Origin of the sequence: Paenibacillus cisolokensis (assembly GCF_018403665.1) — a bacterium.
GTDB classification, from domain to species: domain Bacteria; phylum Bacillota; class Bacilli; order Paenibacillales; family Paenibacillaceae; genus Paenibacillus_AH; species Paenibacillus_AH cisolokensis.
Genome location: NZ_BOVJ01000188.1, coordinates 1 through 11,208, shown reverse-complemented (window position 1 = coordinate 11,208; position 11,208 = coordinate 1). Strand labels below are relative to the sequence as shown.

The 11,208-nt window shown below is 59.5% G+C and carries 14 protein-coding genes and 2 pseudogenes; 1 reads left to right on the top strand and 15 read right to left on the bottom strand.

What is annotated here, in order from left to right:
- Positions 1-12 precede the first annotated feature (12 nt).
- Positions 13-633, top strand: a complete 621-nt coding sequence (locus PACILC2_RS22920; RefSeq protein WP_213531084.1) for a hypothetical protein — start codon at positions 13-15, stop codon at positions 631-633.
- Positions 634-637: 4 nt separating this feature from the next.
- Here the strand turns inward: PACILC2_RS22920 and PACILC2_RS22915 are convergent, their stop codons facing one another.
- The 15 genes and pseudogenes from PACILC2_RS22915 to PACILC2_RS22860 all read right to left on the bottom strand — a co-directional run.
- On the bottom strand, positions 638-1,402 hold the full coding sequence (locus tag PACILC2_RS22915) for a DUF4367 domain-containing protein (RefSeq protein ID WP_213531082.1): 765 nt from the start codon (positions 1,400-1,402) through the stop codon (positions 638-640).
- The gene (locus PACILC2_RS22910) at positions 1,402-1,881 is read right to left on the bottom strand and encodes a sigma-70 family RNA polymerase sigma factor (protein ID WP_244863775.1); all 480 of its coding nucleotides are present in this window, start codon (positions 1,879-1,881) and stop codon (positions 1,402-1,404) included. The genes PACILC2_RS22915 and PACILC2_RS22910 overlap by 1 nt, the downstream gene beginning before the upstream one ends.
- Positions 1,882-2,074: 193 nt before the next feature.
- A complete protein-coding gene (locus PACILC2_RS22905) occupies positions 2,075-2,629 on the bottom strand; it encodes a hypothetical protein (RefSeq protein WP_213531080.1) in 555 nt (184 codons plus the stop codon).
- A 19-nt stretch (positions 2,630-2,648) separates the two neighbouring features.
- A complete protein-coding gene (locus PACILC2_RS28185) occupies positions 2,649-3,230 on the bottom strand; it encodes a substrate-binding domain-containing protein (protein ID WP_280515380.1) in 582 nt (193 codons plus the stop codon).
- The gene (locus tag PACILC2_RS28180; RefSeq protein WP_280515379.1) at positions 3,227-3,550 is read right to left on the bottom strand and encodes a LacI family DNA-binding transcriptional regulator; all 324 of its coding nucleotides are present in this window, start codon (positions 3,548-3,550) and stop codon (positions 3,227-3,229) included. The genes PACILC2_RS28185 and PACILC2_RS28180 overlap by 4 nt, the downstream gene beginning before the upstream one ends.
- A gap of 9 nt (positions 3,551-3,559) precedes the next feature.
- Positions 3,560-3,733: pseudogene (locus PACILC2_RS29595) on the bottom strand (hypothetical protein); the annotation flags it as partial.
- A 65-nt stretch (positions 3,734-3,798) separates the two neighbouring features.
- Complete coding sequence (locus tag PACILC2_RS22895) at positions 3,799-5,271, bottom strand: aldehyde dehydrogenase family protein (protein ID WP_244863774.1); 1,473 nt, start codon at positions 5,269-5,271, stop codon at positions 3,799-3,801.
- A gap of 22 nt (positions 5,272-5,293) precedes the next feature.
- Complete coding sequence (locus PACILC2_RS22890) at positions 5,294-6,457, bottom strand: iron-containing alcohol dehydrogenase (protein WP_213531078.1); 1,164 nt, start codon at positions 6,455-6,457, stop codon at positions 5,294-5,296.
- Between the two features lie 16 nt (positions 6,458-6,473).
- Positions 6,474-7,547 carry an Ldh family oxidoreductase gene (locus PACILC2_RS22885; RefSeq protein ID WP_213531076.1) on the bottom strand — a complete coding sequence of 358 codons (1,074 nt, stop codon included), beginning with the start codon at positions 7,545-7,547 and terminating at the stop codon, positions 6,474-6,476.
- Positions 7,544-8,221, bottom strand: a complete 678-nt coding sequence (locus PACILC2_RS22880; protein WP_213531074.1) for an RraA family protein — start codon at positions 8,219-8,221, stop codon at positions 7,544-7,546. The genes PACILC2_RS22885 and PACILC2_RS22880 overlap by 4 nt, the downstream gene beginning before the upstream one ends.
- A 4-nt stretch (positions 8,222-8,225) precedes the next feature.
- Complete coding sequence (locus PACILC2_RS22875) at positions 8,226-9,092, bottom strand: NAD(P)-dependent oxidoreductase (protein WP_213531072.1); 867 nt, start codon at positions 9,090-9,092, stop codon at positions 8,226-8,228.
- Between the two features lie 68 nt (positions 9,093-9,160).
- The gene (locus PACILC2_RS22870; RefSeq protein ID WP_244863773.1) at positions 9,161-9,631 is read right to left on the bottom strand and encodes an RraA family protein; all 471 of its coding nucleotides are present in this window, start codon (positions 9,629-9,631) and stop codon (positions 9,161-9,163) included.
- A complete protein-coding gene (locus PACILC2_RS27540) occupies positions 9,628-9,861 on the bottom strand; it encodes an RraA family protein (protein ID WP_244863772.1) in 234 nt (77 codons plus the stop codon). The genes PACILC2_RS22870 and PACILC2_RS27540 overlap by 4 nt, the downstream gene beginning before the upstream one ends.
- A gap of 131 nt (positions 9,862-9,992) precedes the next feature.
- Positions 9,993-10,825 (bottom strand): annotated as a pseudogene (locus tag PACILC2_RS29590) (carbohydrate ABC transporter permease).
- An 18-nt stretch (positions 10,826-10,843) separates the two neighbouring features.
- Positions 10,844-11,208, bottom strand: a 365-nt coding sequence (locus tag PACILC2_RS22860) for a carbohydrate ABC transporter permease (protein ID WP_213531070.1), incomplete at its 5' end; no start/stop codon positions are given.

Here is an 11,208-nt window from a genome sequence, read left to right as displayed (position 1 = left end):
TAAGAGCCGCGCGTGAACAGCTTCTTGCGGGCGGCAAAGAGCAGGCCGGCAACGAGCGCGGCAGCGGCGACCAGCGCCAGCAGTATGACGTTCGGCGATTGCCCGAAGCGCGGCGCCGGCGTCGGCAGCGGCGGCGGCTTGGACGGCGTCGGCCGTATCGTCAGTCTGCGCCGTACCGGCCGCGGCTTGCCCTGCGGCGCCCGCGGCGCCTGCATCGCCGGCCTGCGCCGTACCGTCGGCCGCTCCGAACAGAACCGCCTGCTCTCCTTCTACGACTACGACCGATTCCCGGCCGAACTTCTCATAGAGGAAATCCGCATACGTCTCGTCGTAAGGCGTAATGCCAACCTCCACCATGCCGCCGACCACGCCGGTATGCGTAATCGAGAACCCTTGCTCGGCGATGTCTTCCTGTCCCGTTCCAAAACGTACGCATCGATCTCGGCTTGCTTCGCCGAAAGTTCGTCCTCGGTCGCCGCCGCGACCGAAGCTCGCGGGGAAGCGGCGTTTTCCGGGGCGGCCCATACGGAACCGGCAGCCAACACGAACATGCAGCCCGCCGATACGATCACTTTAGCCCAACGTTTCTTCATCTCTTGTTTCATGATGAAAGACCTCCTCGTTTTTTCTTAATTGTTTATTTTTCCGGCTTTTCGCCATACGGCTCCATCGATCGGGCTACCGCGGCGGCTTCTTCGCCGGTCAAATTTCCGGAGAGCATGTAATGAATGCCGTTCAAGCGCCAGTGAAGCTCGACGTTAGGCACCGACTGCCCTTCATCCGACATCGGCGGCCCGGCAATCAAATATCCGGCGGAGCCGTTCACGTCGATCTCCTCATCGTAGGCGGCCGGCATATCTTCATTGTTCTTTTGCGCGAATACGCCGAACGAACGATTTCCCGCCACGTAGCTGAATACGGCATCCGTCGCCTCCCCGTCATCCGGTCCCGTTACGCTGATTTCGTTAAGAGAGAACCCGTCCGGAATATAGGAAGGGATGAGCAGCCCTTCGCCGAATGCGCGGCCGGCTTCTTCGTAGCCGTTCACCACCCGCGGTTCGCTTGCGGAAGGGCCTGTCGGCCCGTCGCCGCCGTCCGGACCGCCGATGAAGGTGCCCGGCGTCTGCGGTTCGCCCGGCGTCTTGCCGCCCGCCGGCTCATCGGCGAGCATCGGCGCGACGACGAACAGAATGCCGATGATGGCCGCGGCGATCGCTCCCGCCATCCATGCGTTGCGCTTCCAAGGCCGCCGCTCTTGAATCGGAACGGACCTTTCCTTATCCAGGGCGGCGATACGTCTCACCTTCGCCTTCATCTCCTCGTCGAAATGGAGATCCGCGAAAAGCATATCGTCAGCTTCCAGTTTCACCCGCATCCGGATCTCCCTGTCCTGTCGTGTCATTATGCGAGCCCCTCCTTTGCCAGGCATTCGCTCAGAAGCTCCCTTGCCCGGTGCAGCCTGCCGCGGACGGTGCCTTCCGGCGCGCCGGTCGCTTCGGCGATTTCCCGGGTTCCCAGGTCAAGGTAGTAGTACAAGTAAATGACCTCGTGATAATGCGCGGGCAGTTTGACGATATATTTCAAAATGGTCGTTTGATCCAATCGCTCCAGCGCTTCTTCCTCGACGCTGCGCAGGGCGGCACCCGGCATCAAAACCGGATCCGTCGGCTGCTCCCGCGTCATTTTCAATCCAAGTTTGTCCCGGCATGCGTTGATCGCAATGGCGGTTAGCCATGTTTTCACGCTGCTGTCGCCGCGGAATGACGTCCAGTTGCGATAAGCCCGGAGGAAAACTTCCTGGCTGATATCTTCGGCCAGATGCCGGTCGCCCAAGTAAAAATAGGCCGTACGCAGCACGGAAGAGCCGTATTCGTTCATCATTCGCTCAAGCGCCAAGGAGGGTTCCGCGGGAAATCGGGTTTTGTCAGTTGGGCCGGCCGGCCTCGCCATCTGTTGACCACCTCCATACCCTATAGACGGTCCGATTTCCGAATCCGCTACATGAAAAACGTGAAAAGCCGAAAAAAAATACCGCAGCATACCGAAACGCTGCGGTTAAAACCCGATTATGAAATTACGGCGCAACCTGCTCCAACCCGACCATTTTGCGGCTGTAACGGAATATGATCACCTTGTAGGTGCCGCCTTTTCTCATCTCCACCTTCTCCGAAAACAGTTCGTAGCGGCCGCCGTCCGTTGTCGTAATGTTGTCTCCTCCCCGCCTCGGATCCCACCGGTCGGCCACCGTAATTTGCTTCTCGACCGGCCCTGCAGCGATGTCCAGCAGCGCTTGCCCCGCCATCAGCAATATGTAGAGCACCATGACGCCGAGAACGACGGCCAACAGCCAGAGGAATCGGGATTTGACGAGTCGTGTCGTTCGGGCGATCCGATACGCGTAGGACACGAAGAAACTGAAGATGAGCAGCGCAGCGCAGGCCATGCTGATCTCGCTCCACAATACGGTCCGTTCGATCGATTCGTACATTGCGAATATGACGGCGCTCGATGCGAGCCAGAACAGTACGATGCCGATCCGGGCGATATTTCGCTTTCTCCGGTACCATTTTCTGCCGTCCGCTTCCACGAGCACAATCGGCGCGATCGCTCCTTGCTTTCCGGTATCCATCCTTCTCCCCCTTTCCGGCTTATTCGGCCGCGCCGCTCGATCGGCGAACGATGAGTTCCGGCTCCAGCACGATCTGCTTCGGTTCCGTCTCGTTTTTCGTCCTGATCGATTCGATCAGCATGTTCGTGGCGATTTGCCCCATTTGATAGCCGGGCTGCCGAATGGTGGTCAGCGGCGGATTCAGATGCTTCGCCCAGACGGTTTCGTCGTAGCCGACGACCGCTATCCGCTCGGGAATGCTGAGTCCGAGCTCGCGTATCGCATCCATCACTTCCAGCGTAATCATGTTGTTGGTGGAAAATACGGCATCGGTGTCCGGATGCTCGCGCAGGAAGCGGAGCGTCGCTTCCTTGATCTTGCCGCTGTCCTGCTCGGCTTCGACGATCCGAAGGTCTTCGGCGGCATACCCGCTCTCCAGCAGCGCCGTCCGGTAGCCTTGAATCCGTTCCTTCCAGGTGCTGACATGCTCGTTGCGGTACGTGACGGCGGCGATGTTCCGCTTGCCGTTGTTCAGCAGATGCCGGACGGCCATCGAGGCGCCTTTCACGTTATTGATGACGACATTGTTCACGTTCAGGCCCGGAAGCTTGCGGTTGATCACGACAAGCGGGTAGCGGGAATCGACCAGCTGCCGGAAAAATCCGGATTCCGAACGGTAGGGTTGATCACAATGCCGTCCACTTGCCGCATCCGGAACTCGCGGATATATTGCTCCTCTTTCTCCGGCTCCTCGTCCGAATTGCATATCATAAGGTGAAAGCCCTGATTGCGGGTGGCGTCCTCGACGCCTTCCAGAACCGAAGTCCAGAACGGATTTTTCAGATTGGACAGCACCATTCCGATAACGTTCGTTTGCGACGACTTCAGCCCTTTGGCAAGCGCGTTCGGCCGGTAATCCAGTTCCTTGATGACGTCGAGCACTCTTTGCCGCGTCTCTTCCGTCGTATGAGCGTAGTTGTGATTAATAATTCTCGAGACGGTCGTTTTGGAACGCCGGCTTTTTTCGCCACATCCGTAATTGTAACTTTCATCATCACCATTCCTACAAGATAGAATCGCGCGGATACGACATTCGTTTGGAAAACGGTTTACTTTCGCTTTCACAACTAAATTACACTTCGCGCCGGGCTTTCGTCAACGCAAATGTTCCGATTTGGCGTATACGGCTTTCATATTCGTGAAAAAATCCTGATTCGTATGACCGATCGAGTATGGACCGAAACCCGATTTTTCACGCCGCCGAACGGCACATGAGCCTGGCTCGCGGTCCCGTGGTTCAGGTGAACCATGCCGCACTCGAGCAGCTCCGTCATCGCCAGCGCAACGTCGGGGCGATTCGTAAAGACGGATGCGGCAAGCCCGTAGTCGGTGCCGTTGGCCGTATCGACCGCTTCCTGCCAATCGTCGACTTCCAGGACGGACAGCACGGGACCGAATATTTCCTCCCTGGCGATCGTCATCTGCCCGGTCACGCCGGTAAACAGCGTCGGAGCCACATAATAACCGGCCTCGTCCCCGTCTTCGCTCTCGACGGCGAGGCGATCGCCGCCGCAGGCGAGAACCGCTCCTTCGCGCTTCCCTCTTTCGATATAGCGCATGACCGATTCGAAATGCCGGCGGTCGATGAGCGGTCCCATCGTCACGCCGTCCTTCCAGGCCGGCCCGACGCGGATCTCCCTCATCCGTTCCATAATATAATCGGTCAGTCTTGCCGCAATGTCCTTGAGCGCGATCACCCGGCTGATCGCCGTGCAGCGCTGTCCCGAGCAGGCAAATGCGGCCTGGACGATTTGCTCCGCGGCGTAAGCCAGATTGCCGTCATCCAGCACGATCGCCGCATTTTTCCCGCCCAGCTCGAGCTGCGTCTTCGCCAGACGCGAAGCGGCGATGCCGTTAATGCGCAGGCCGAGAGCGGTCGAGCCGGTAAAGCTGATGCCGCTCACGAGAGGATGGGAGACGAGCGGATCGCCGACTTTGCCGCCGGCGCCCAGTATCATATTGACGACCCCTCCGGGCAGGCCGGCTTCGGCCAGCAGCTCCATCAAGCGCACGGCGGACCATGGCGTGGCCGAAGCCGGCTTGAACACGACCGTGCATCCGTAGGCGAGCGCCGGCGCAATTTTGCGGACCGGCGTAACGACCGGAAAATTCCACGGCGCGATCGCCGCCACGACACCGATCGGATAGCGGATGACGCTGACGCCGATCTGCCCGTCCTCGCTCGGCATACGGTATCCTTCGACGCGAAACGCCTCGCCTGCGGAGAAGCGCGCCTCATTCGCGGCCCGCCGCACCTCGCCGAGCGATTCGGCCAGCGCCTTCCCCTGCTCGGCGGAAATCCTGTAGGCGAGCTCCTCCCGGTCGCTTTCCAGCAAATCGGCAAAACGGTTCAAAATGCCGGCCCGCACCGGAGCCGGCGTATTGCGCCATGAAGCGAACGCCCGATGTGCGGACAGCACCGCCCGATTCACATCCTCCCCGTTCGAGTCCGGAAAATCGCCGATTCGCCGGGACGGACGAGCCGCTTCGTATACCGGATACGTAAGGCCGCCGGCGCTCTCCGTCCAGGCGCCGTCAATATAATTGCGGTAAGTGCGGCCCCCATTCGCGTCAAGCCAGCTTTTCATCGGATTTCCGTTCATTCGGCTCCCCTTCCCTTCGTCGTTATGCCATCGCATCGCGGCAAATTTGCTTCAGATCTTCCAGCGTCGGCCTGCGCGGGTTGACCGGGACATTGCCCGAAGTCATCGCTTCCGCCGCGATCGTGTCCAGATCTTGCTCCGTCACGCCGAAATCCGCCAACGACTGATAAATGCCCACGTCCCGCTTCAGCTCGCGTACGGCGACGACCGCCTGCTCGGCCGCTTCCCGCGGCGACATGCCTTCGACCGGCATGCCGAAAATTTGCGCGATTTCCTTGAATTTCGCCAGATTGCCGATCAGGTTGTACTGCATCACGACCGGAAGAAGAATGGCATTGACCAGCCCGTGCGGAATATGAAAATGGGCGCCGAGCGGAATGGCCAGCGCATGAGCCAGACCGAGCCTCGTCGGATTGAACGCCATCGCCGCGATCAGGCTGGCCATCAGCATGTCGTACCGCGCCTCGAGATTTTCCCCTTGCGCGACCGCGGTGCGGAGACTGCGCGCGATCAGCTTCATCGATTGGATGGACAGCCCTTCGGATATGGGCTGCGTCGCTTTGTTGACGAACGATTCCAGCGCATGCGTCAAGGCGTCCATACCGGTGGCCGCCGTAATATGGGCGGGCAGCGATACCGTAAGCTCCGGGTCGCACAATGCGACGTCCGGGCAGTTGTACGTGCTGCCGACGCTAAGCTTCGCCTTCGCTTGCTTGTCGGAAAGCACCGACCAGACGGTCAGCTCGCTTCCCGTCCCCGCCGTCGTCGGAACGGCGATCATCGGCGCGCCCTTCCCCGGCACCTTGCCGATGCCGACATAATCGCGGATATGACCGCGGTTGCCGAGCATGAGGGCGGCCGCTTTGGCCGTATCGAGAGCGCTGCCGCCGCCGAGCCCGACGACGCAGTCGCAGCCCGTGGCGGCGGCAGCCTCTCTCGCCCGCATCACCCCCTCAATGTCCGGGTCCGCTTCGATATCGTTAAAGATCGTACAGGGAATGCCGGCATCCGCCAGCACGTCCGTCAGACGGTCGGTCATACCCGCCTTCTGCACGCCCGGATCGCTGACCAGCAGAACCTTCGTCCCGTTCAGCCGTTTCACGTGTGAAGCAAGCTCCCTTACCGCTCCGTTGCCGAATTCGACCGCCGTCGGAAGCTCGTACCGGAATATCCGATTCCACAACATGCCGCATCTTCTCCCTCTATCGCGAATATGGACTTTCTTCCAGAAGCGCCGAGGACAAGTCGAGACCGAAACGCTCCCCCCAGCCTTGCAGTTCCGTCTCGACGGAAGCCGGCAGGGCGATCCCGCGGCTCTTCCGCTCCAGCGTCTTGCGGTGCTCCAGCTCTCCGGGAATCAAAATTTCGCTAACGCCCGGCGCCCGCGGCTCGGCCTTGATTTCCTCGATATAGCGGTCCACCCGCTCCTTGAACAGCTCGGTCGGCATAAACTTGCCGATATCGAACGCGATGAACATATGCCCCACATTTTGCGGCTCGTCCCAATTTTCGTACATATTGTTCACATAACGGCCGAAGCCCGCACCGGTCAATACGCCGCACAACAGATCGATAAACAGGGAGATGCCGTATCCTTTCGCGCCCGCCATCGGCAAAACCGATCCTTCCAGCGCAGCGTTGGCGTCGGTGGTCGGATTGCCGTATTTGTCAATCGCCCAGCCGGGCGGGATGCTCTCGCCCTTTTGGGCGGCGACAATAATTTTGCCTCTAGCCACGACGCTTGTGGCCATGTCGAGAATAAACGGAAGCCGGCGGCCGGCCGGCACGCCTACGGCCAACGGATTGGTGCCGATGAACGGGCGCAGCCCGCCGGTCGGCGGCATCGTTTGCGACGCATTCGACATAATGATCATAATCGTATCCCGCTGAACGGCTTTCAGCAAGTAATAGGCGCAGGTGCCGAAATGATTGGACCGCTTGACGCCGACGACCGCGCTGCCGTTGCGCCTGGCGCCTTCAAGCGCCAGCTCAAGCGCCCTCGTTCCGACGACGGCTCCCGGATTGTTGTTCCCGTCCAGCAGCGTAACGGTGCCCGTCGTCCTTGCGAACATCTGCCCGTCGGCGTTCATCATGCCCGCTTCCAGCCGCTTCAGGTAAATATCCGCCCGTACGACGCCGTGAGAATCGATTCCCCGGAGATCCGCTTGCACGAGCGATTCCGCGATAATGTCCGCATGCTCCCGGGAAACGCCCGCAGCCGTGAACAAACCGGCGCAATACTGCGCAAGCTTCTGCCAATCGTAACGGCGGATCATGGCAGCCTGCATCCTTTGCGCCGAATCGTTTCGTTCACCCATGCGCGGTCCGCCGTTCCGTTCTCAATCGCGAGCATCGTCTCCCGCTCGCGCCGCAGCTGCTCTTCGACTTTGTCCATCAGCCGCTCCGCGTGCGTTTGCGGCACCGCGACGACCCCGTCCTCGTCGCCGAATATAATGTCGCCCGGGTGCACGACCATACAGCCGACCGTGACGGGCACGTTGATTTCACCCGGTCCCTCCTTGAACGGGCCGCGATGCGTCACGCCCCTGGCGTAGCACGGGTAATTGTGCGAGAGGAACGCCTTCGAATCGCGTATCGCCCCGTCGATGACAAAGCCCGCCACTCCTTTCTTCCTGGCGAGCCGCAGCATAATTTCCCCGACAATCGCCTGCGTCGTATCGCCGCCCGCATCGACGACGATGACATCGCCCGGCTCCGCCATGTCGATCGCCTTATGCACCATCAAATTGTCTCCCGACCGCGTCCTGACGGTAAAGGCCGGCCCGAGAAGAATGCCGCCGGCATGGCAAGGACGCAGATCGGCTCCGGCGCCGTGCATGCGGTTCATGTTATCGCTGATCAGAGAAGCGGTGGCAGCCTTGAACCGTTCCAGCACGGTTGCCGGCGGCCGGTTTTCCAGCGGAAAAATGCGAAATCCGAGATTTTCCATAGCCTTATTCATCCCCCAGAATATAGCCGGCAATCGCGGAGAAATCCTGTTCCCCGATTTGCTTCCCCGTCATGTTGTACAGCTGCAAGGCGAGATGGGCCAGCGGCAAAGGCAGGTCCCTTCCTTCCTCGACGGCGATTTTCACATCCTTCTTCATCAAGCGCTGTTTGAATCCCGGCTTGAAGTCCCGCTTGACGATCGTCTCCCACTTGTTCAGCAGCATCCAGGACGCGCCCGAGCTGCTGCCGATGACCCGTACCAGCGTTTCCGGGTCGATCTCGAGCTTCCCGGCCAGAGCCAGCGCTTCGGCGGAAGCGATCATATGAATGCCGGCCAGCATCTGGTTGATCGCTTTGACCGCCTTGCCGGCGCCGACGGGACCGACCCGCCAAATGTTCCCGGCCATCGCTGCCAGCAGCGGACGGACCTCGTCGAGCACGTCTTCGTCGCCGCCGGCCATGACGGTAAGCGTACCGTTCTCCGCTCCGGCCGTCCCGCCGCTTACGGGAGCGTCGAGCACGCGGATGCCTCTTTCGCTGTACGCCGCATGGATCGCTTTCATCGTCGCCGGAGATCCGGACGTCATTTCGATCAGGATGCAGTCCGCCGGCAACGCGCCCGCGATGCTTTCGTCCAGAAGCACCTGCTCCATTTCCCGGTCGGCAGGCAATATACTGATCAACGCCTCGCTGTTCAAGGCGACATGCTCCAAATGAGGATGAACCGCGGCGCCCAGGCTTCGCAGCTCTTCGACCGGACGCGGATTGCGGTGAACCGCCACCTGCACCTCGTAACCATGCTTCAGCAAATTTCGGGCCATCGGCAATCCCATGGCGCCCAAGCCGATAAATCCGACACGTTTCAATTTCATCGCCTCTCCCTCCGCGCAAAGCATGAGAGCTAATAGACGGCTATTAGCTCTCGCTGCTTGCCCGCGATTTACAGCACGGTAGCGTCCAGTTCCCAGCCCAGTTCCTCGTACAGCCTTCTGCGGCCGGCTTTGTCGCCGGACAGCTCCTGATGCGCGTACTTGGCGACGTCGTAGGCGATTTTGCGCGGGACGACGACGACGCCGTCGCCATCGGCCACGACGATGTCACCCGGATAAACGGCCACTCCGCCGATCGCGACCGGAACGTCCTTGGCATCGAAGCGAATGCGCGTCTGATCCATCCCCTGGGAAACGAATTTCGACCATACCGGAATTTTCTGCATGATCACTTCATCCGTATCCCGAATCCCGCCGCCGTTCGTAATGTAGCCTCTGCATCCTTTCTTGAGCGCCGCAAGCGTGTTATTGGAACCGAGAATGCCGACATCGCAACCGCTGACATCCATCACCATAATATCGCCGTCCACAATATCCGCTTGCCACGGATCGTGGCATACTTCGCGGTAATACCATTTCACCCAGGCCGTATATTCTTCCGGCGTTTTCCCGGCATGGGACCCTCGTAAGGAAGGTAGCGCGCCGTGCGGGCTATACCGACGATTCTCGTCCGCCAGAGCGGCTTCACGTCGTGATGCACGGTACCGAAGCCGTGGTAGCCTACCCAGTCCATCCCGTCGCGCACATCCGTTACGCGCAAATCTTTGTACAGCTCAAGCAGCTGCTTGCGGTCATCCTGCTGACGTTCCATCGATCATCGACTCCTTTTCATCATCGTTATTCGGAAAAGACGACTGCATCAAGACGCCAGGCGAACTTTCATGAACGGTTAACCGAAATCGGCGTTCACCCCCTTGGCGGAATATGCCGCTTCCAGCGCGGCTACCCTTTGATTCCTCCTGCGGCGATGCCTTCGATCAAATACCGCTGGGCGAAGATGAACATGACGAACACCGGCACGAGCGTCAAAATGGACATCGCGAACAAGGCTCCCCACGAACTTTCGCCGGACGAATCGGTAAACATCCGCAGCCCAAGCGCTACCGTATACAGTTGAATTCCGCTTATATAGAGCAGCTGGCTGAAGAAATCGTTCCACGTCCAGATGAACGTGAAAATCGCGGTCGTGATCAGCGCCGGCAGCGTAAGCGGAACGATCAGATACCCGTACATGCGGATCGGTCCGCAGCCGTCGATTTTCGCCGCCTGGTCCAGTTCCTTGGGCAAGGAGCGGATGAACTGCACGATAAGAAAAACGAAGAACGCTTCGACGGCGAAAAATTTGGGAACCGTCAGCGGCAAATACGTATTTATCCAGCCGAACCGGTTGAACATGATGTATTGCGGAATGACGGTAACGTGAAACGGCAGCATAAGCGTCATCAGCATGACCGCGAAAAATACCTTTTCAGCGCGAACTCCAGCCTCGCGAAGGCGTATGCGGCCATGGAGCAGGAAAGAAGCGTGCCGATCACGCTGAAGGCGACGACGATGAACGTATTGACGAAAAACGTGCCGAACGTATAGCCGGAAAGTCCGGCCCAGCCCGTCTTGTAATGCTCGAAGGTGACGGTCCGGGGGATCAGCGACGGATTGGCGAAAATATCGGCGTTCGGCTTGAACGAGCTGACGAACATCCACACCAGCGGATACGCCATAAGCACACAACCGGCCAAAATCACGACATGCAGCAGCAGCTTTGACGACCTGCTCATGACCAACTGGCAACACCTCTATTCCTGATAGTGAACCCACTTACCGGATGTCACGAAGACCAGGCATGTGATAAATGCGATCGCAAGCAGCAGCACCCAGGCCATGGCGGCGGCGTAGCCCATGTCGAACTGCGTAAAGCCTTTCTGGTACAAATAGAGCGTGTAGAACAAGGTGGAATGAAGCGGTCCTCCGCTCCCGCCGCTCACCACATAGGCCGGGGTGAAAGCCTGAAAGGCATGGATGATCTGCATGACCAGATTGAAAAAAACGATCGGGGTCAACAGCGGAAACGTCACATGCGCAAACTGCCTTGCCGCGCCCGCCCCGTCGATTCTCGCCGACTCGTACAGATCGGCCGGAATTTGCTTCAGACCGGCCAAAA